Below are 18,935 nucleotides of genomic sequence, written 5' to 3'. Positions count from 1 at the left end.
CCGGTTCCCGCGCATTCGCCCCGTTGAATCCTCACAGACGTCGACTACCTGCCGAGGAGGTTGCAACGAATTCGAGGAGCGCACGATGCGAATCTTTGTTGCGGGCGCGACCGGCGCGGTCGGGCATTATCTTGTTCCGGCGCTGATCGCGGCGGGTCATTCGGTGGTTGGTACGACACGAAGTGCGGCAAAAGCAGACCTCGTGCGTCGATTGGGTGCGGAGCCGGCCGTCGCCGACGGCCTCGATGTCGGCAGCATGCGCGCTGCGGTGTCTGCGGCAAAGCCGGACGTGGTCATTCATCAGATGACGGATCTCGCGGCCGCCACCGACCTCCGCCATTTCGATCGCGCTTTCGCACGAACCAACGAGCTCCGCACGCGCGGCACCGACATTCTGCTCGACGCCGCACGCGAGGCCGGCGCCAGGCGCTTCATCGCGCAAAGCTTCTGCGGCTGGACCTTCAGCCGCAACGGAGAAGCGGTCAAGACCGAGGCCGATGAACTTGACCCACATCCGCCGCAGGAACTGCGACGCACGCTTGAGGCAATCCGGTATCTGGAGCGGACCGTCACCGCATCGACGACGCCGGAAGGGATCGTGCTGCGCTATGGGTTCTTCTATGGGCCTGAGACCGGCACGCTCTCGCCGGCGATGATCGACCAGCTGCGCCACCGCCGTGTGCCGGTGATCGGCAGTGGCGCCGGCACGTGGTCGTTCATTCACACCGAGGATGCGGCCTCCGCCACGCTTGCTGCGGTCGAGCGCGGGCGCGCCGGCAACGTTTACAACGTCGTCGACGATCATCCGGCGCAGGTGAAGGATTGGTTGCCGGCGTTGGCCGAACTGATCGGTGCCAAGCCGCCGCTCCACGTTCCTGCCTGGCTCGGGCGCCTGCTTGCGGGCGAGCACATGGTGGCGATGATGACAGAGGTGCGCGGGGCATCGAATGCCAAGGCGAGACGCGAACTCGATTGGCAGCCGGCGAAGTCATCGTGGCGCCAGGGATTTGCTGAACTCGCGAGGGCCTCGGCAGCACAGCGCGCCGCAGCGTGACGCGCCTCCCTCAGGCCAGCTTCCGCGGCAGCTCGCTTCCGCTGGTCCAGGCGTCGATCGCCTCGACCATCTGCCCGTAATGGATGCGCAAGCCGTCCTCGGTCGCGTAGCCGAGATGCGGCGTCAGCACGAGATTGTCGAGCTTGCGGAAGGGATGATCGACCGGCAGCGGCTCGACCGAGAACACGTCGATGCCGGCGCCGGCGATCTTGCGCTGCTGCAAGGCCTCAAGCAGCGCCTGCTCGTCTACGATCGGCCCGCGCGCGGTGTTGACGAGGAAGGCGGTCGGCTTCATCCGCGCGAGATCTGCGCGGCTGACGAGGCCGCGTGACCGCTCGCTCAGCACCACATGAATGGTGACGATGTCGGCCTTGGCGAACAGCTCCTCCTTGGTGGCGTAGCCGACGCCGGCTGCCGCGCACTTCTCTGGCGTGAGATTGGGGCTCCAGGCGATCACATTCATGCCGAAGGCCTTGGCAATGCCGGCCATCTTGGTGCCGAGCTTGCCGAGGCCGACAACGCCGAGCGTGAGACCCTCGATCTCGACACCGGAAAAGGTCTGCCAGGGCTCGCCGGCGTGCATGCGCGCATTCTCGCGGCCGATGCCGCGGGTCAGTTCCAGGATCAGGCCCATGGTGAGTGGCGCGGTCGGATCGCGGGAATATTGCGTGCCGCCGATGGCGACGCCCTTCGCCTTGGCGGCCTCCATGTCGATCGCGGCATTGCGCATGCCGGAGGTGAGCAGCAGCTTCAGTTTCGGCAGCTTGTCGAACAGGCTCTTGGGGAACGACGTGCGCTCCCGCATCGCGCAGATGATGTCGAAATCGGCCAGCGCGCTGGCTGCGGCCTGCTCGGAGGCGAAGGGGTGGCTGAACACGGTGGCATCGACGCGGTCGGACAGTTTCGGCCAGTCGGCGGCGTCGAGGGCGAGGTTGAAATAGTCGTCGAGAATTGCACAGCGCAGCCGCGTCATCAGCGTTCATCCATGGCGAAAGGTGGCGGCGCCAGGCGGAGGGGCGCCATCGTCGGAACCGGGCCATGGTTGCGCGCAATCAGGCCTGCGCGCAAGCAGTCTGGGTCTTCAAAAATCCGTAGGCAAAATCCGAGAGGGAACGGCGGCTCAGAGGCCGCGGGGCTTCAGCCGGATCGGCGCATCCATGCCGTGCTTGGCGCGCCAGGCAGGACCCGGTCCGCGCATGTAGTGCAGTTCGGGCCGGTAGGGGTTGAAGGCCGTGGCGAAGAAGCGCTTCCAGAAGCCCTTGATCTCCGAGACGAGCGCGGAGGCGCGGCCGGCTTCCGCCGGAACGGGAAGGGAATTGGTCTCGATCAGAGCCATGATGGGCCTCGCTGTGCTCCCCGTTCATTCTGAGCAGGTGGCGCTGTTGCCGCGCGAGACCGAGCTTTGGCCTGATTTATTAAAAGATGGTTTCAATTGTCCGGATTGGGGTCCGGATGGTGTCCGCCCGGTATTCATCCGTGGTGAACGGAGGGAAAACATTGCCCTTTGGGGGCGGGATCGCTACATCGGCAGCAAGCAAATATCCTCAAATTGAAGGTTTCACGGGACCGATGGCGCGCCAATTTGTCTACTTCATGGACGGCCTGACCAAGAGCTACCCGACCCGCAAGGTGCTCGACAACATTCGGCTGAGCTTTTACCCGGACGCCAAGATCGGCGTTCTCGGCGTCAACGGCTCCGGCAAGTCGACCCTACTCAAGATCATGGCGGGTCTCGACAAGGAGTACACCGGCGAGGCCTGGGTCGCCGAGGGCGCGCGCGTCGGCTATCTCGAGCAGGAGCCGCACCTCGATCCGAAGCTGTCCGTGCGCGAGAACGTCATGCTGGGCGTCGCCAAGCAGAAGGCCATCCTCGATCGCTACAATGAGCTGGCGATGAATTATTCCGAGGAGACCGCCGACGAGATGACCAAGCTGCAAGACGAGATCGAGGCCCAAAGCCTCTGGGATCTCGACAGCAAGGTCGACCAGGCCATGGACGCGCTGCGCTGCCCGCCCGACGATGCCGACGTGACGAAGCTCTCGGGCGGTGAACGCCGGCGCGTTGCTTTGTGCCGTTTGCTGCTTGACCAGCCCGAGCTTTTGCTGCTGGACGAACCGACCAACCATCTCGACGCCGAATCGGTGTCGTGGCTGGAAGGCCATCTGCGCAACTATCCCGGCGCGATCCTGATCGTCACCCACGATCGCTACTTCCTCGACAACGTCACGAGCTGGATCCTCGAGCTCGATCGCGGCAAGGGCATTCCCTACGAGGGCAACTATTCGTCCTGGCTGGTGCAGAAGCAGAAGCGGCTCGAACAGGAAGGCCGCGAGGACGCCGCGCATCAGAAGACGATTGCACGCGAGCAGGAGTGGGTCGCGTCCTCGCCGAAGGCGCGTCAGGCCAAATCGAAGGCGCGTTACCAGCGCTACGAGGAACTGCTCAAGCAGGCGAGCGAGAAGCAGACCCAGACCGCGCAGATCATCATTCCCGTCGCCGAGCGCCTCGGCGCCAATGTCGTGGATTTCGAGGCCCTCAGCAAAGGCTATGGCGATCGCCTGCTGATCGACGATCTCACCTTCAAGCTGCCGCCGGGCGGCATCGTCGGCGTGATCGGCGCCAACGGCGCCGGCAAGACCACGCTGTTCAAGATGATCACCAAGCAGGAGCAGCCGGACAAGGGCACCATCACGGTCGGCGAGACCGTGCATCTCGGTTATGTCGACCAGTCGCGCGACGCGCTCGATGGCAGCAAGAACGTCTGGGAAGAGATCTCCGGCGGCAACGAGCTGATCCTGCTCGGCAAGAAGGAAGTGAACTCACGCGGCTATTGCTCGTCGTTCAACTTCAAGGGCGCCGACCAGCAGAAGAAGGTCGGCGCGCTCTCGGGCGGTGAACGCAACCGCGTCCATCTCGCCAAGATGCTGAAGTCCGGCGCCAACGTTCTGCTGCTCGACGAACCGACCAACGACCTCGACGTCGACACGCTACGCGCGCTCGAAGAAGCGCTGGAGGATTTCGCCGGCTGCGCCGTCATCATCAGCCATGATCGCTGGTTCCTCGACCGCATCGCGACCCACATCCTGGCCTTCGAAGGCGACAGCCATGTCGAATGGTTCGAAGGCAATTTCCAGGACTACGAGAAAGACAAGATGCGCCGGCTCGGCCAGGACAGCGTCATCCCGCACCGCGTGAAGTACAAGAAGCTGACGCGGTGATCAGCCGGTCTCGCAGGTTGTCGAACCTGTCGAGAAATGCCTGGGCGCGCGGCAGCGCGTCGTGAAGGAACTGCTTTGGCTCACGCAGCCAAAGCCCCTCGAATTGGCGCGAGCGTCGTTCCGAGATCAGCACATCCGCTGGCAGGTCAACGAGTGTCGCGTCCCAGTCCGGATGAAAGCGACGGGCGCGCCTGAAGCAGAGGGACAGCAGCTGCGCCTCTGTCGTCAGACCGTGATAGTCGAACGCGTTGTGCCCGTCGGTGACGAAGATGTGGTTGCCGGTGAAGCCCGCCGCAGGCTTGATCCAGCGGGCGTGAAATCCAAGGTCTGCGTAGCGATCGAGGAACGCAAAGGCCAGGACCTGGCAGGCGCCGTTGGCGAAGAACTGGCGGTCCGGCCGGTGCCATCGTCGAACTGGGTCGTCCTTGACATTGACCTTCGGTAAGAACATCGCGCTTCCGATCTTCTCCGGCTACAACCGCAAGCGAGCGTCGCGACTCGGTCGATCTCCGAGCCTTCAGGAATAGGTGCGGAAATGCAATATCGGACAATGATCAGGCTGGCAGGCGCCCTGCTATGGATGGTTCTGCTCGGTGTGCGACCGATCCACGCCGCCGACGCTGCCTTCACGCAGTTCATCGCCTCGCTCTGGCCGGAAGCGCAAGAGGCTGGCGTCTCGCGCGCGACGTTCGATCAACAGACGCGCGGGCTCGAGCCGGATTACAAGCTCCCTGATCTGATCCTGCCCGGGCGGCCCGCGACCGGCGCGCCGTCGCAGGCCGAATTCGTGCAGGTGCCGGCGGACTATGTCAGGGAAGGCGCGATTGCGAATCTCGCGGGCGAGGGGCAGCGGCTACTGCAGAAATACAATGCCGCGCTGACGAAAATCGAGAAGAGCTCCGGCGTGCCTGCGACCGTGATGCTCGCGATCTGGGGACGCGAGACCGATTATGGTCGCTACACGCTGCCTTACGACCTCGTCAGCGTGCTGGCGACGCAGGCCTATGTCGGACGGCGCAAGGACACCTATCGCAACGAGTTCATCCTGTCGCTGAAGATCCTCGGCGAGGGCGTGGTGACGCGCAAGGACATGCGCTCGTCCTGGGCCGGCGCCACCGGGCTCACGCAGTTCCTGCCGTCCGAATATTACAAGCACGGCGTCGATTTCGACGGCGACGGCCGCATCGACATCTGGCATTCGGTGCCGGATGCGCTGGCCTCGGCCGCGCAGCAGCTCGTCAACAAGGGCTGGCAGAGCGGCGTGCGCTGGGCCTATGAGGTGAAGGCGCCGGCAAAGGTCGACTGCACCACCGGCGTGCCCGAGGTGACGAAGCCGATCGGGCAGTGGCTGCGTGAAGGCTTTGTGCCGGTGCGTGGCGAGAAGCTCAGCGCGGCCGAGCAGGCGCAGCCGGCATCACTGCTCCAGCCGGAGGGAATCTATGGTCCGGCGTTCCTGACCACGAAGAACTACTTCGTCATCAAGGAATACAATTTCTCCGATCTCTATGTGCTGTTCGTCGGTCATCTGAGCGACCGCATGACGAGCCCGCTCCCGTTCGCGACGCCGTGGTCCGCGTCGAAGCAATTGCGCACGAAGGACGTCGAGACGATGCAGCGCGGGCTGACGCGCGCCGGGCTCTACAAGGACAAGATTGACGGCAAGGCCGGCATGCAGACGCGCGCTGCGCTTGGCGCCTATCAGAAGTCGGCCGGGCTCAAGGTCGATTGCTGGCCGAGCGAAGAGGTGCTGCGTTCGATCCAGGCGGTGCGCTGACAAAGCCGCCAAATAACGAGAAAGCCCGGCCGATGGTCTCGGCCGGGCTTTGATCGCGGCGCTTGGTCAGCGCCGTGCGATCAGATCAGTAGCAGACGCGAACCGGGCGAATGACCCAGCCGTAGCCGTCCCAGTAGCGCTGGCGCTGCCAGTAGCAGGGCGGCGGGGGCGGGCCCGGCTCCGCAACGTAAACCGGACCACCATAGGCCGGACGGCTCGACGCGATCGCGCCGCCGATGATCGCGCCGCCGAGCAGGCCGGCCGCGATGCCGACACCGACGCCGTCACCGGCTTTGGCCGGCGGAGTGGCGGTCACCAGCGAACCGGCGATCGTCGCAACCGTGAGGGCGGCAACAATAGTCTTCTTCATGCTCTTGGCTCTCCTGGGAGATGGACGCACCTCGTTGGGAGCGTCCGGGTTTCAAAGGTTCACGCACACTCTAATGGAATTGGCCTTGCAGCTAGGAAGCGCGCAAATGGTCAATCCACGGTAAACGCACACGGAGCTGTGACGAGAAAAAGCGGTCTTTTTCAGGCTTGGAGATGAACGGCGCATCCGTAGTGAACCGGCTCAATCAAGCCGGTTCAACCGAGCGGCGTAACGCGCCTCAGCCACAGACTCGGACGCGGCGAATGCGCCAGGCGTAGCCGTCCCAGAAGCGCTGCTTCTGCCAGACACAGCCATCGCCGTAATAGTCGTCGGCGACGTAGCCGGGACCCGGCGCGTAGTAGCGGGGCGGATAGTAGCCGGGGTCGTAGCCCGGGCCATACGCGTAGCCCGGTCCGGGTCCGTAGTAATACGGGGAGGCGAGCGCGCCACCGACGATGGCGCCCCCGATGATCCCGGCGGCAACGCCGGCAGCGACACCGCGCTGTGCATGGGCCGGCGTGCCTGCAGCCAAAACCAGGGTGGCGGCGGCAGCGACCGCCATAAGTGATTTCTTCATTGGGGCGACCTTTCACAACGAACGCCGAACTGTTGCGGCCAAAGTTCCATACTTCGTTTGAATGATCAATGAACGACGCAAGGGCCGGATGCTACCAAATGGTAGAAATGGCGGCTTCAAGCCTGGGAGACGATGATGAACGTCCTGACCAATACCCTGATCGCCCTCGGGGCCGTCGGCGTGGTCGGCTATGTCCTGATAACCCATTTGCAGAACCGCGCCCCGCGCCCGCGCGCCAGGGCGGGCGGCGACGGCGGAAGCGACAGCTATTCGGATACCACGAATGAGGGCTTCTCGCTGGGAAGTTGGTTCTCCAGCGACAATTCCGGAAGCTCAACCGACAGCGGCAGCTGCTCCACGAGCGATAGCGGTGGGGGTGGAGATTGCGGAGGTGGCGGCGATGGTGGAGGAGGCGGGAGCAGCGACTAGTCCCGTTTCCGGTACCATCTTGATCCAGCGCAACTCCCTATTTTAGAGCCGTTCTAGGCTGTTTCCGGGCCAGTTTGGAATAGCTTGAAATACCGGTTTTTCCTTTTGCATCCGGACGGCCCGTTAAATATCGATGGTGGCGCATCACCGAAGGGCCTACCGCTTCCATGATTGTTTGTTCCTGTAACGTGCTGAGCGATGACGACATCCGCGCCGCCGTCGCCGAGTCCGACGATGCTGTGCGCCACGCCAAGCAGGTCTATGGATGCCTCGGCTGTAGCGCCGAGTGCGGCCGATGCGCCCGGACGATCAAGACCATCATCGAAGAAGCGCTTGGCCCCTGCGCTCAGTCCTGCTGCTCCGGCTGCCCGCACAACCACACCGTGGCCGCTAGTGACGAGACGGCCCAACCAGCCCAGTTCGCCCTCGCGGCCTGCTGAAAACTTCCCCGCCATCGCTGAGCTTTTCCCCGGCTACGTTCCCGTAGCCGGTTGCCCTCACCCTTAAACTGACTTAGAAGCGTTCTAAATTCCGTTTAGGGCCGATTTGGACTGCAAGAGCTGGAGTGAACCATGCAGGGCGACGCAAAAGTCATCGACTATCTCAACAAGTCACTGCGTCACGAGCTGACTGCGATCAACCAGTACTGGCTGCACTACCGGTTCCTCGACAACTGGGGCCTCCTCGACATGGCCAAGGTCTGGCGCAAGGAGTCCATCGAGGAGATGGAGCACGCCGACAAGCTCACCGCGCGCATCCTGTTCCTCGACGGCTTCCCGAACATGCAGGTGCTCGATCCCCTGCGCATCGGCCAGAACGTCAAGGAGATCATCGAGTGCGACCTCGCCGCCGAGATGAGCGCGCGCGCGCTCTACCAGGAAGCGGCGACCTACTGCCACGGCGTCAAGGACTACGTCACGCGCGACTTGTTCGAGAAGCTGATGAGCGATGAGGAACACCACATCGACTTCCTCGAGACCCAGCTCGACCTGATCGGCCGCATCGGCCTCGAACTCTACACCCAGAAGCACGTCGGCGGGCTCGAAGGCGAGGGACACTAAGCTCTCGTTCTGCTCTCTCCAGTCGTCGTGGCCGGGCTTGGGGACGCGCCTTCGCGATCACGCGCGGTGTCGGCTTCGCATAGATGGTGGCGAGGTCTTCGGCGCAGAGATCGGTCACGAAGGTCTCCCTGATTAAGGCTTTAAGGATATTACTCCCCGGCCTGCTTGTCCGGGATCCGGAGATGCGCGATACCGTCCGTAAGGCGCCATCGCGCGCGCTACACTGCATCCGCGGGCACGAAGCAACTGACGATGATGGCGCCACGGTGGTGGACGTACCACACCACGGCATGACCGACCGGATTGCCGCGATCACGGATGATGGCACGCTCGGGTACCTCCATCCATTGTCCTTCAATCGGCACCCAATACGCGCCTTTGCGCACGTCGTAGTCGGTGCGATGACCGTCGGAGATGTCGCAGCAGGGCACGCCGTTCGGCGCGATCACGCTCTTGAACCAGGCGCGGATGTCGGGTGGAACGTTGTCGTACTGACCGTTGTCGAACGCGAACGCGGCGCTCGTCATCGCAGCGAGCCAAACGCACAGCGCAAGCCTGTGCATGCGATCCTCCTCATCGCGTGTCGATTCGTATTGTTCGCGCGATTAAGCCCGAGCCGCCGGCTCATTGCATGCTCAAATAATATGCGGCGCCGAGGCGCCGCATATGATGCGTTGCGGTATCGGAGCAGCTCCGACGATGCCTACATCGTGCGCTGCGGCGCGGTTTGCAGCAATTGCCGAACCTGTTCGCTGTAGAACTTTGCGTTGCCGGTGGTGCCGTGGCCGCGCGTCTCGGTGCTTTCGGGGATGAGATACAGCTTGCCGTTCTTGACCCGCTTCATCGCGGCGTCCGTCACGCCGGTCTCGGGCGGATTGCGCTCGTCGTCGGCGGAATTGATCAGGAGCAGCGAGGCCTCGATTTCCTCCAGCTTCTCGGCGGCATTGTAGTCGTGGGAGGAGTCCCACTGGTAGACGAAGTCGTTGGCATCCGCCGTGATCGGCGTCGCCAGCCGTTCGTCGACGATCTTGTCGGCCTTCGCAGCGGTCGGTGCCTGTTGCTGATAGGCGAGCGTGCCGCCGATGCTGGCAATGCCGTAGGCCGTGATGGCGTATTTCATCATGCGCGGCTGGCTGGTGTAATTGCCGCCATTGTAATCGGGATCGTTGCGGATGGTGTCGAGCATGATCCGCCGCATCATCCAGTTGCGCGACGCCATCTCGGTCGGCTGGGAGGCCATCGGCACCAGCGCGTCCATGTCCTTGGGATATGTTTCGCCCCACAGCCAGGTTTGCATGCCGCCCATCGAGTTGCCGATCACGAGCCGCAGATGCTTGACGCCGAGGCCTTCGGTTACGAGGCGATGCTGCGCCTCGACCATGTCGTCGTAGTTGTATTTCGGGAAGCTCGTCTTCATGCCGTCCGACGGCTTTGACGACTTGCCGTGGCCGATCGCGTCCGGAATGATGATGTAATATTTGGACGCGTCGAGCGGCTGTCCGGCGCCGAACAGCTCGCCGGCGAAAGCGGGCGTCAGCATGCTCGCGCCTGAGCCGCCGGTGCCGTGCAGCACCAGCACCGGTTGCCCGGTCGGTTCACCCACAGTGGTGTAGTGCAGCTTCAGGTCCGGCATGACCTCGCCGGTGTGGAACTTGAAATCCCTGGCGACCCAATCGCCTTGTTTCGGCGCCGGGTAGTCGGCGGCGAATACCGATGTCGAGATGGACAGCAGAACGCCCGACAGCGCCGCGCAAGAAGCTTTCATGTTTGTCTCCCCATGTGCGGCTCATGGCTCGTGGCCGCGTTGCGCGCGATCTTATCAGCCCGGGTCCTGGGATCGAGAGCAGAGCGCTGCTCATCCCTGAAAAAACATTTCCTCGATGTTGCGGCGCGCAAGTGGAATATTCGAGCGCCTGTGACAAGCGGCTACATGCGTTGTAGGATTTCAGCTTCTCCATCCGTCCTTGGATCAAATCGGGCCTGCCACGGGAAAGACTGCATGTGCCGCAACATCAAGACACTGTTCAATTTCGAGCCGCCGGCGACGGAGGACGAGATCCATGCCAGCGCGCTTCAGTTCGTGCGAAAACTCTCAGGCTTCAGCAGGCCGTCGCAGGCCAATGAGGCGGCCTTCGACCGCGCGGTCGCTGAGGTCTCGGAGGCTGCGCGAAAACTGTTGACCTCGCTGCACACCCATGCGCCGACGCGCGACCGCGAGGTCGAGGCGGAGAAAGCGAGGGAGCGATCGCGGCTGCGGTTCGGTTAGGGGTTCCCCCAAGCACGACCGTGATCTGGCTCACGGAAGTCGCGGCCCTCACGCGCGATGGTGTTCGCCGGGGTTTTGACAACCCGGAGCTCGATCATGAATCGCCCCCTTCTCCCGCTGAAAGCAGGTGCCTTCGTTTTCACGCTGTTGTGGACCGCGTGGATGATGTGGTGGAGCGGCTCGTTCTCGAGCGCGAACGTGGTGATCCTGGCCGTATGCGGCGCGGCAGTCGGTTATCTCTGGTACCGCGCCATGCGCTGGCAATTCGAGCGCATGGGCATGCTGCCGCGGCGTGAGGATCAAGCGAAGTAGGCGCCCGCTAGTTCTTGTGGCCGTGCTTCTTCTTTTTCTTCTTTTTCTTGTACGCGTCGCCTTCGGCATCGTCGCTCTCGGCGTCGTCGTCGTCGGAGGGCGTATCTTCAGCCTCGTGCACGGCGGCCTCTAACGCGGCACGCTCGGCGGCTTCCTGCTCGCGCTGGCGGCGGCGTTCGTCCCAGGCGTCGAACAGCTGCTCGAGCCACGGCAGCACCTGCTCGATCGAGGGCAATTGGCCGGGCGGACCAGCTTCGCCGCGCGGGCCTTGAGGGCCGGCGGGACCTTGCGGGCCGGCCGCGCCTCGCGCACTGGCTTCGCCCGCCTTGCCCGGCAGACCGGCCTTGCCCTGTGCGCCGGCCTTTCCGACCGGTCCCGGCTTGCCCTGCGGGCCCGGCTTGCCGCGTGCGCCGTCGGGGCCCCGCTTGCCAGGATGACCCTGCGGCCCCGGCCGTCCCGGCTCGCCCTGCCGTCCGCGCGGACCCTGAGGTCCCTGCCGTCCCTGTTCGTCTGCCACGCCGCTGCTCCTTCTGCGCACGCAAGCTACTTAGCGGCGTTTGACGACAGCAGCAATTCCGCCCGCACATCCTGCCGGGCTTGATCAACATCAATCGACGCGGCACGGCGGGCCTCGCGCGTCAATCGTGATACGCCGGCACCTCGATGCCGGAGGCGGCGTAGAGCCTGATCTTGTTGCGCAGCGTGCGCACCGACAGGCCGAGCACGCGCGAGGCACGCGTGCGGTTGCCGTCGCAGCGCGCGAGCGTCTGGAGCACGAGCTCACGCTCGACCTCGCCGACGGTTGCGCCGATCAACAGTGGAACGATCTCGTTGGGTGCAAGGAATTGCGCGCCCTGCTCGGGCGCCGCGACATGAACAGTGGTCATCAACATACTCCCCCGATCAACGCCCGCTTCCATCGTTGCAAGCGGATCGAGAACAAACGACCCCAAGCCGTAGATCTACGGTGGGCGGGTTTGGTTAACGAAAGGTTAATTGCGCGCGATCGCACGAATTGACCTTGGGATTGCCGCCACATTGCCGCGATTGGCACGAGATGCATAGCGAGGCGGACCGATCTCGCGACTCACACCGTGCGATAGCCGCCGTCCACCATCACGATCGTTCCCGTGACGTAGGACGACAGGTCCGAGGCGAGGAAGACCGCGGGGCCGACGATGTCCTCGGGCTTGCCTGTGCGCGCGAGCGGGGTGTGATCGACGAAGGCCTGCACCAGCGCCGGATTGGTGGCGCGTACATGGGCGTTGATGTTGGTCTCGATGAAGCCCGGGCCGATGGCATTGACGCGCACGCCTTCCTTGCCGAGCTCGACCGCGAGCGCCTTGGTGAAGCCGAGCACGCCGTGTTTGGAAGTGGTGTAGGCCGCCGAGCTCGGCGTGCGCAGATGCACGAAAGACTGGATCGAGCCGATATTGACGATGCGGCCTTTGCTCGCGCGTAAGGGGCTGAGGAAGGCCTGCGTCATGTTGAAGACGCCGTTGAGGTTGAGCGAGATGATGTCGTTCCAATCCTTTGCCACCGTCTCGGTCTCCGCGGTGAAGGCGTTGCGGCGGGTGATGCCGGCATTGTTGACGAGGATCGAGACCTGTCCGACCTTGTCGGCGACGGTCTTGGCCAGCGCAAAGCAGTCGTCACGCCTGGTCACGTCGAGCGCGAAGCTCTCGGCCTTGCCGCCGGCCTTGCGGATCTCCTGGGCGGCTTCCGCAACCGTGTCGGCATTGACATCGAGCAGCACCACCTGCGCGCCCTCGCGGGCGTAGCCGGCGGCGATCGCCCGGCCGATGCCGGAACCGGCGCCCGTGACGACAGCGATATGGTTTGCGAGCAATGCCATGACAATTTCCTCCCGGATTCGTTTCTAAGTTTCATGAAAGGCTAACTCGAAATTAAGGGGGCGGAAACGGCAGCCTTGGCATACTCATCTCCATTGCTAAACGTTGCGCGCATGATGGAACGACTGGAATCCTGGAAATTGGCGCTCGAGCGCCTGCGGTCGGCGGAATTCGCTGATTGGGCCGAGGCGGGACGGCTCGTGGCCGAGATCGTGCGGATGAGCACCGATGCCACGCTGCGGCAGGCCGCCGAGCAGGCGCTGCCCGTGCTGCGCCAGGCCGCGGACAATGACGATCACAGCATCACGCTGGCCGCGCGGCGCCGCGTCGGCGTGATCCTCGATGTCGTCCATGATCTGACCGCGCCCCGCTTCGGCCGTCGCAACGCGGCGCCGAAGAAATTGTCGAGCGAGGATCGCGCCCGCAAGATGCTGGGCTTGCCGCTCGCGGTGCAGCTCACCTGCGACGACATCAACCAGGCCTATCGCCGCGCCGCCAAGGGCATGCATCCCGACCAGGGCGGCAGCGCGCAGGCCTTCATCGACCTCTCCGCCGCACGCGACATTTTGATTCATCCCGGCGCGCACAAGGACGCGTGAGAGCGCTCAGCTCTTGCTCACGCAGCTCGGATAGGGCGCGGCTTCGCCCGGCATGATCGGGCAGAGGTCGATCGGGCTCAGATCGTGCAGGCGGGCTTGCCAGCGGTCGTCGTTGATCGGCGGCTCGTCGCTTTCGGGGCCGCGCTCAGCCCATTGGATGGTGTAATAGTCGGTCGCGCCCTTGAGCGTGATCAGCAGCGCGGTTTCGCTGTGCCGCGTCGGGCCGCTGTCGATGCGGCCGCAACCGACCACCGCGACAAAGCCCTCGAAGCGGCCGAAGGTCGTGGCGCCCAGCGCCTTTGCGGCAAAACTGTCGGGGCACGCCGTCTTGAACCCGCCTGCGATGGTGCCCGCAAAAATCTGCGGCGAGGCGCCGGGCGTCAACGTCATGCCCTTCTCGCCGGTGACCGTGATCATCTGCGTCCAGCGCTCGGGCGTCTCGCCCTTGAGCACGGCTTCGTGGATGTAATGGCCGCCCTTGGTGTTCTCGAACGCCGCGACAAAATGCGACGGCATCGTGAAGCTGACGAGCTGGCCGAAGATCGGCGAGATCACACGGAAGGATTGCGGGGCCTGCGCCTGCGCCGTTGCGGCGAGCAGGAGTGATGCGGCGAGCGCCGTCGCTGTCGTCGTCCGTGCGCGCATCGACCTGCTCCAAAATCCGCGAGGTGAAAAAACGACCGGGCAAGGATGCTAGCATCGCATCCTTGCCCGGCCCTTGTCGTCCGCCGATCGAATTCTTACCAGCTGCAGTGACCGGCCTTCAACGCATGATCCTTCAGCTCGAGCGCGTCGAGGAATGTCGGAACCGTCGCGCTGGCGCGATGGTAGCCGGCCGGCCACGGCGTGGTCGGGATGCTCTCGTCCCAGATCTGGCACACGCCGCTGTCCTGCCAGCGGATCAGATGATAGCCGGCTTCGGCCGGGCTCGCGGCGACGAAGGCGGCAGCGGCGAGACCGGCGGCAGTGCACAGCATGGAAATACGACGCATGGATCAGCTCCTCAAAATGAAAGATGTGATGCGCCTCCCGACAATGACGGGGAGGGGTGCGGAGCGCTCTCAGCCTGCGCCCCGGACAAGATGTGAGTAGTTCCGTATGCTGATCAGGTTCAAAGCGTGCGCGCGGGAAATGACGGAATTCGCACGACAAAACGGGGCCCAGCGCAAAAAGAAGAGGGCGAGCTGCCTGCGCAACCCGCCCTCAAACTGGATTGACCGATCGGCTCAGAGGCTGCAGCGGCGGTCGGCGCGCATCTTGATCTGGAGCTCGGAGGCGGCCGTGAAGGACGGGAGCGGCTTGCTGACAACCTTATAGGTCGAGGCGCCCCACTCGAACGGCTTGTAACGGAGATCCTCGTTCCAGACCTGGCAGATGCCGGTGTTGTCCCAGCGGATCACGTAATAGCCGGTCTTCGCCGAGGCCGGCACGGCGAACATGGACGAGGCGATGCCGGCGACGGCACAAAGGGCGAGAACGCGACGCATGAAAAATCTCCTGATGGGAATGTGGCCGGAGACTGGTGCGGCAAAATGGTGCGGCTTGCAAGCCGCAGCGTGGCCGATCACGGATATGTCAGGGAGCTCCCCGTTGACTATCCCTTGGACTATCCCTTGGCCAGCGATGCCACCGCCTCGATCTCGATCAGCATCTTCGGATCGGGCAGTGCCTGCACCACGCAGGTGGTGCGTGCGGGAAAAGGCGGCGGGCCGAACGCGCCGGCATAGAGCGCATTCATCGCGGCAACGTCCGAGGCGCGGGTCAAGAGCACGTTGACCTTGACGAGGTCGCGCATCGTGGCGCGGGCCTCGTCCAGCACGCGCTTGATGTTGACGACGACATTGGCGAACTGCGCCTCGAAGCCGTCAGGCAGCGCGCCCTTGGCATCGAAGCCGGGAATGCCGGAGACGAACAGCAGGTCGCCGACGCGGGTCGCAAAGGAGAGCGGCGGCGTCTTGACGTGCGGCGGGGGTGCAAAGTGCTGGATCGGCATGGGGGCCTCGGATGCAACGGGGTGGAGTTTTCAGCAGCGTAGCGGTTGTTCGGAGTGTGCTCCAACACAAAACGCGAAAACAACCCCATGCACAGTAGAAATCATTGGCGAAACTGGAATTCGGGAAGGCAGAAATATCGGTTGACCCGTCGGGCAAAACACGGGCAGGATTGAATGATGGGTGTGGTGTGGGTAGGCGCTGGCGGCTTGCCTCGCAGCTCCCCGCGGCCCGCTGGCGGGAGAGGCCGGAATTCAGTCGCCCCGTCATTGCGAGCGCAGCGAAGATTCCATGGGGAGTGGATAGCGACCAGATCTGAGGCCAGACTGAGGTTGCTAAATCCATTCAACCTGGAGACGACGATGTTGCTCGATCATCCTTCCGACGGACCGGCCGCTATCCGCACGCAGTTTGGCGCAATTTTTGTGTCATTGGAACTGAGCCGCTCGACATGGCTGGTGACCTCGCTGTCGCCCGGCAAGGGCGAGAAGATGTCCAGACACAGCGTGGAGGCCGGTGATATTGCGGCGCTCTTGAAGCTGTTTGCAGAGCTGAAGCAGAAGGCCCTGGCCCGAACGGGGGAGAACTATCCGATCATCACCATCCAGGAGGCTGGACTGGATGGGTTCTGGCTTCACCGCGCTTTGCAGCAGGAGGGCATTGAAAGCCACGTGGTCGATCCGGCCTCGATCGCGACGCCGCGCCGGCGCCGGCGGGCCAAGACGGACAGGCTCGATGGCGAGACGCTGCTGCGGTCGCTTCTGGCCTACAAGCGCGGCGAGCCGCGGGTCTGCGCGATGGTGGTTGCTCCTTCACCGGAGGACGAGGATCGCCGCCGACTTTGCCGCGAGCGGCGGACATTGATCGCGGAGCGGATCGAGCACGTCAACCGGATCAAGGGGCTGCTGTTTGCACAAGGGATATCCGGCTATGTGCCGCTGCGGCGCGACCGCAAGGCACGGCTCGAGGCCTTGCGCACCGGGGACGGGCGCCCGTTGCCGCAGCATTTGAAGGCGCAGGTCGGCCGCGAGCTCGCCCGGCTCGAACTGCTGCTCGAGCAGATCGCGGCGGTGGAGCGCGAGCAAGAGGCGCTACTGACGGCGAGCAAGCCAACCGGCGAGAAGGCTGCATCGGACCCGGTCACCATGCTGCTCGGCCTGAAGAGCCTGGGCCCGAACTTCGCTGCCGTTCTCTGGACGGAAGCCTTCTGGCGCCAGTTTGCCAACCGCCGCCAGGTCGCCTCCTATGCGGGGCTTGCGGCCACGCCATGGCGCAGCGGCGGTATCGAGCGCGAGCAGGGCGTGTCGAAGGCCGGCAATCCGCGGCTGAGAACCACGATGATCCAGCTCGCCTGGTTGTGGATACGCCACCAGCCCCAATCGGCTCTGACCCAATGGTTCAAGGCCAACAGCCAGCGCGGCCGCAAGCGCGCGATCGTGGCGTTGGCGCGCAAGCTGCTGGTTGCCTTGTGGAAGTATGTCACCCAGGGCGTCGTGATCGAGGGGGCCGTGATGAAGCCTGCCGCCTGAGCCCTCTTCACCACCTCAAAACCAATCTGCCGAGGTCCGATCGAACCTCGGCCGATCCGGGTGGACGAACCGATGGATTGCATGGCTTCAAACGCCGCAACGAAGAATGGCCTCGTCCTCTCGAGCCTGCCCGCCGCAAGCGGAATGTTGGTGCTGTCGCTATCACGCGACGACCGAATGTGAGTTTGATCTGGCAAGCAAAACCAGATTGTCAAAACTGGCTCGAACCTGAGATCGCCTGACGACAAGGAGTTATCCGCCCGACCACCAAAGCCTGATGGCGTGCTCGCTCAAGTCAAGGTCAAGCCGCTTCGCGGCGGCCCTACGGGCCGACCTTGACTCGATCTGCGCGCGCCATCCGAAGGGCCCCATGGTCGGGACGAAGAGCTGGCTGCAATCGAACAAAAAGCTGAACTACCACCTTGACACACCAAATCCCCATGTGAGCAATCCAGACTGCCTCCGCGGAAAGATCCTGGATTGTTTCGCTGCGCTCGCAATGACGGAGAATGAGGACCTTCCGCGAATCCAGCCGCCACCACACTTGCGGAGACTCCCCCCATCATGTTGCCGCCGCGATCGATCGGATAGATTGCGGCTTCTGATTCGTTTTCCCTCCCTAAAAATAGCCCCCGGAGACGCCCCATGAAGATTGCCACCACCTTGCGTGCCGCGCTCGTCGTCATTGCCGCGCTGGCCGGCCTCTCGACCGCGGCGCAGGCCGACGGCGGCACCGTGGTGCTGACGATCTACAAGGCGGGCTGGTTCATCGGCGGGTCCGGCGGCAGCGGCGTGTTGAACTTCCGCGGCCGCTCCTATTCGCTCTCGACCGGCGGGCTCGATTACGGCCTCGTCTTCGGCGGCTCCAAGACCGTGCTGCGCGGCCGCGTCTCCAACATCAACCGTCCCTCGGATGTCGCCGGCGTCTACGGCGCTGCCGGTGCCGGCCTCGCCGTCGGCCGCGGCGCCCGTGCCATCGTGCTGACCAACCAGAAGGGCGCGGTGCTGGAGCTGTCGGGCTACCAGACCGGCCTGATGGCGAACGCGGATCTGAGCGGACTTGCGATCACGATGCGGTAGGGCAGGCTGCCGTAGGGTGGGTTAGTAGGCGAAGCCGTAACCCACCTCTTTACTTTCCACGCGGATGGAGAAGCGGTGGGTTACGCCAGCGGACTACGCTTCGCGTAGCCGCGGGGCTAACCCACCCTACAAACTCACCATCGCATGAACCCGCTCGCAATGCGCGACGAGGTTCTTCTGCGCATCGACGAACGCCTTCAGCGGCGTCGGGATCGGAAAATAATAGATATTCGCGATGAAGCCGTAGATGCCGGCGTCGCAGCTGGTCGGCCGCTCGCCATCGACAAAACCGTGCGCGGGCACGATCTCGGCCAGCACTTGCAAATCGGCAAGGCCCCGTGCGTAAGCCTGCTCGGGCGAGTAGCGGCCGATGCCCTGGTAGTGATAGCGCTGCGCATTGTAGGCCTTCGCCTTCTCGAAGCCATCAGCGTCGATCTGTCGATGCTGCGCGATGAAGCCGTCGCGAAACGCGGGGTAGTAGCGCTCGTCCTTCCAGCGTGAATACGACATCACCCAGTAGAGATCATCGAGCATGCGCGTGACGAGATGATGGGTCCGGCGCTGCGCAGGCGACAGCGCGGCATCGATGGTCAGGTGATATTTTGCGATGGCGTGCGCGATGATCGTCTCGCTGTCGCCGACGGTCTCGCCGTCGTCGACGATGTAGGGCAGCTGCCCGCGCGGCGCTGCGGAGGCATCGAACACGTGCTCATGCACGAACGCCACGCCGGCGAGCTTCAGGAAGGCATAGACCTTGAGCCCGTAGCCGTTGTTGTCGGCGACGCCGAAGAGTTCCGGATACGAATAGAGCGTCAGCATGG

At 63.9% G+C, this 18,935-nt stretch carries 27 protein-coding genes; 12 read left to right on the top strand and 15 right to left on the bottom strand.

The window, feature by feature from the left end:
• Window positions 1-85: 85 nt before the first annotated feature.
• Window positions 86-1,054 carry an NAD-dependent epimerase/dehydratase family protein gene (locus JJC00_RS30300; RefSeq protein ID WP_200469478.1) on the top strand — a complete coding sequence of 323 codons (969 nt, stop codon included), beginning with the start codon at window positions 86-88 and terminating at the stop codon, window positions 1,052-1,054.
• A 10-nt stretch (window positions 1,055-1,064) separates the two neighbouring features.
• Here JJC00_RS30300 and JJC00_RS30295 read toward each other — a convergent pair whose 3' ends face one another.
• On the bottom strand, window positions 1,065-2,027 hold the full coding sequence (locus JJC00_RS30295) for a D-2-hydroxyacid dehydrogenase family protein (protein ID WP_200469477.1): 963 nt from the start codon (window positions 2,025-2,027) through the stop codon (window positions 1,065-1,067).
• Between the two features lie 147 nt (window positions 2,028-2,174).
• The gene (locus JJC00_RS30290; RefSeq protein WP_200469476.1) at window positions 2,175-2,390 is read right to left on the bottom strand and encodes a hypothetical protein; all 216 of its coding nucleotides are present in this window, start codon (window positions 2,388-2,390) and stop codon (window positions 2,175-2,177) included.
• Between JJC00_RS30290 and JJC00_RS30285 the strand changes: the two genes are divergently transcribed.
• Window positions 2,389-2,607: a hypothetical protein gene (locus JJC00_RS30285; protein WP_200469475.1), complete on the top strand. Its 219-nt coding sequence runs from the start codon at window positions 2,389-2,391 to the stop codon at window positions 2,605-2,607. The two genes, JJC00_RS30290 and JJC00_RS30285, sit on opposite strands and share 2 nt — an antisense overlap.
• A gap of 16 nt (window positions 2,608-2,623) precedes the next feature.
• Window positions 2,624-4,273 (top strand): energy-dependent translational throttle protein EttA, encoded by a 1,650-nt coding sequence (gene ettA / locus JJC00_RS30280; protein ID WP_200469474.1) that lies wholly within the window; start codon window positions 2,624-2,626, stop codon window positions 4,271-4,273.
• On the opposite strand, the gene JJC00_RS30275 is transcribed toward ettA, so the two are convergent.
• Window positions 4,233-4,724: a hypothetical protein gene (locus JJC00_RS30275; protein WP_200469473.1), complete on the bottom strand. Its 492-nt coding sequence runs from the start codon at window positions 4,722-4,724 to the stop codon at window positions 4,233-4,235. The two genes, ettA and JJC00_RS30275, sit on opposite strands and share 41 nt — an antisense overlap.
• 99 nt (window positions 4,725-4,823) lie before the next feature.
• Between JJC00_RS30275 and JJC00_RS30270 the strand changes: the two genes are divergently transcribed.
• Complete coding sequence (locus tag JJC00_RS30270) at window positions 4,824-6,047, top strand: lytic murein transglycosylase (RefSeq protein ID WP_200469472.1); 1,224 nt, start codon at window positions 4,824-4,826, stop codon at window positions 6,045-6,047.
• Between the two features lie 85 nt (window positions 6,048-6,132).
• Here JJC00_RS30270 and JJC00_RS30265 read toward each other — a convergent pair whose 3' ends face one another.
• Window positions 6,133-6,417, bottom strand: a complete 285-nt coding sequence (locus JJC00_RS30265; RefSeq protein WP_200469471.1) for a hypothetical protein — start codon at window positions 6,415-6,417, stop codon at window positions 6,133-6,135.
• A 238-nt stretch (window positions 6,418-6,655) separates the two neighbouring features.
• The gene (locus tag JJC00_RS30260) at window positions 6,656-6,994 is read right to left on the bottom strand and encodes a hypothetical protein (protein WP_200469470.1); all 339 of its coding nucleotides are present in this window, start codon (window positions 6,992-6,994) and stop codon (window positions 6,656-6,658) included.
• A gap of 135 nt (window positions 6,995-7,129) precedes the next feature.
• Between JJC00_RS30260 and JJC00_RS30255 the strand changes: the two genes are divergently transcribed.
• The 3 genes from JJC00_RS30255 (at window position 7,130) to bfr (ending at window position 8,484) form a co-directional block, all read left to right on the top strand.
• A complete protein-coding gene (locus tag JJC00_RS30255; RefSeq protein ID WP_246773974.1) occupies window positions 7,130-7,423 on the top strand; it encodes a hypothetical protein in 294 nt (97 codons plus the stop codon).
• Window positions 7,424-7,590: 167 nt separating this feature from the next.
• Window positions 7,591-7,863 carry a (2Fe-2S)-binding protein gene (locus tag JJC00_RS30250; protein ID WP_200469468.1) on the top strand — a complete coding sequence of 91 codons (273 nt, stop codon included), beginning with the start codon at window positions 7,591-7,593 and terminating at the stop codon, window positions 7,861-7,863.
• A 132-nt stretch (window positions 7,864-7,995) separates the two neighbouring features.
• Window positions 7,996-8,484, top strand: a complete 489-nt coding sequence (gene bfr / locus JJC00_RS30245; protein WP_027529403.1) for a bacterioferritin — start codon at window positions 7,996-7,998, stop codon at window positions 8,482-8,484.
• Window positions 8,485-8,702: 218 nt separating this feature from the next.
• On the opposite strand, the gene JJC00_RS30240 is transcribed toward bfr, so the two are convergent.
• Both JJC00_RS30240 and JJC00_RS30235 read right to left on the bottom strand, forming a co-directional pair.
• Window positions 8,703-9,047: a hypothetical protein gene (locus tag JJC00_RS30240; RefSeq protein WP_200469467.1), complete on the bottom strand. Its 345-nt coding sequence runs from the start codon at window positions 9,045-9,047 to the stop codon at window positions 8,703-8,705.
• Between the two features lie 140 nt (window positions 9,048-9,187).
• Window positions 9,188-10,249, bottom strand: coding sequence for an alpha/beta fold hydrolase (locus JJC00_RS30235; protein WP_200469466.1), 1,062 nt, complete (start codon window positions 10,247-10,249; stop codon window positions 9,188-9,190).
• A gap of 234 nt (window positions 10,250-10,483) precedes the next feature.
• On the opposite strand from JJC00_RS30235, the gene JJC00_RS30230 reads away from it, so the two are divergent.
• Window positions 10,484-10,750 (top strand): DUF2277 domain-containing protein, encoded by a 267-nt coding sequence (locus JJC00_RS30230; protein ID WP_200469465.1) that lies wholly within the window; start codon window positions 10,484-10,486, stop codon window positions 10,748-10,750.
• 96 nt (window positions 10,751-10,846) lie between these two features.
• Window positions 10,847-11,062, top strand: a complete 216-nt coding sequence (locus JJC00_RS30225; protein ID WP_200469464.1) for a hypothetical protein — start codon at window positions 10,847-10,849, stop codon at window positions 11,060-11,062.
• A gap of 7 nt (window positions 11,063-11,069) precedes the next feature.
• Here the strand turns inward: JJC00_RS30225 and JJC00_RS30220 are convergent, their stop codons facing one another.
• The 3 genes from JJC00_RS30220 to JJC00_RS30210 all read right to left on the bottom strand — a co-directional run bounded on the left by JJC00_RS30220 (window position 11,070) and on the right by JJC00_RS30210 (window position 12,917).
• A complete protein-coding gene (locus JJC00_RS30220) occupies window positions 11,070-11,579 on the bottom strand; it encodes a collagen-like protein (RefSeq protein WP_200469463.1) in 510 nt (169 codons plus the stop codon).
• Between the two features lie 121 nt (window positions 11,580-11,700).
• Complete coding sequence (locus tag JJC00_RS30215; protein WP_148750579.1) at window positions 11,701-11,949, bottom strand: helix-turn-helix domain-containing protein; 249 nt, start codon at window positions 11,947-11,949, stop codon at window positions 11,701-11,703.
• A gap of 200 nt (window positions 11,950-12,149) precedes the next feature.
• Window positions 12,150-12,917: an SDR family NAD(P)-dependent oxidoreductase gene (locus JJC00_RS30210; protein WP_200469462.1), complete on the bottom strand. Its 768-nt coding sequence runs from the start codon at window positions 12,915-12,917 to the stop codon at window positions 12,150-12,152.
• 111 nt (window positions 12,918-13,028) lie between these two features.
• On the opposite strand from JJC00_RS30210, the gene JJC00_RS30205 reads away from it, so the two are divergent.
• Window positions 13,029-13,514, top strand: coding sequence for a J domain-containing protein (locus JJC00_RS30205; RefSeq protein ID WP_200469461.1), 486 nt, complete (start codon window positions 13,029-13,031; stop codon window positions 13,512-13,514).
• A gap of 6 nt (window positions 13,515-13,520) precedes the next feature.
• On the opposite strand, the gene JJC00_RS30200 is transcribed toward JJC00_RS30205, so the two are convergent.
• From JJC00_RS30200 to JJC00_RS30185, 4 genes are all read right to left on the bottom strand, one after another.
• Window positions 13,521-14,159 carry a hypothetical protein gene (locus JJC00_RS30200; protein ID WP_200469460.1) on the bottom strand — a complete coding sequence of 213 codons (639 nt, stop codon included), beginning with the start codon at window positions 14,157-14,159 and terminating at the stop codon, window positions 13,521-13,523.
• Between the two features lie 95 nt (window positions 14,160-14,254).
• A complete protein-coding gene (locus tag JJC00_RS30195; RefSeq protein ID WP_200469459.1) occupies window positions 14,255-14,506 on the bottom strand; it encodes a hypothetical protein in 252 nt (83 codons plus the stop codon).
• Window positions 14,507-14,740: 234 nt separating this feature from the next.
• Window positions 14,741-15,001 (bottom strand): hypothetical protein, encoded by a 261-nt coding sequence (locus JJC00_RS30190; protein ID WP_200469458.1) that lies wholly within the window; start codon window positions 14,999-15,001, stop codon window positions 14,741-14,743.
• A 119-nt stretch (window positions 15,002-15,120) separates the two neighbouring features.
• Window positions 15,121-15,507 carry a RidA family protein gene (locus tag JJC00_RS30185; protein WP_200469457.1) on the bottom strand — a complete coding sequence of 129 codons (387 nt, stop codon included), beginning with the start codon at window positions 15,505-15,507 and terminating at the stop codon, window positions 15,121-15,123.
• 360 nt (window positions 15,508-15,867) lie between these two features.
• Between JJC00_RS30185 and JJC00_RS30180 the strand changes: the two genes are divergently transcribed.
• Entirely contained in the window at window positions 15,868-17,034 is a 1,167-nt protein-coding gene (locus JJC00_RS30180; protein WP_200467696.1) for an IS110 family transposase, read from the top strand.
• A 645-nt stretch (window positions 17,035-17,679) separates the two neighbouring features.
• A complete protein-coding gene (locus JJC00_RS30175; RefSeq protein WP_200469456.1) occupies window positions 17,680-18,114 on the top strand; it encodes a hypothetical protein in 435 nt (144 codons plus the stop codon).
• Window positions 18,115-18,240: 126 nt separating this feature from the next.
• Here JJC00_RS30175 and JJC00_RS30170 read toward each other — a convergent pair whose 3' ends face one another.
• The gene (locus JJC00_RS30170) at window positions 18,241-18,933 is read right to left on the bottom strand and encodes a glutathione S-transferase family protein (protein ID WP_200469455.1); all 693 of its coding nucleotides are present in this window, start codon (window positions 18,931-18,933) and stop codon (window positions 18,241-18,243) included.
• Window positions 18,934-18,935: the final 2 nt, after the last annotated feature.

This window comes from Bradyrhizobium diazoefficiens (assembly GCF_016616885.1).
Taxonomy (GTDB): Bacteria; Pseudomonadota; Alphaproteobacteria; order Rhizobiales; family Xanthobacteraceae; genus Bradyrhizobium; species Bradyrhizobium diazoefficiens_F.
This window is presented reverse-complemented; position numbering and strand designations above follow the sequence as displayed.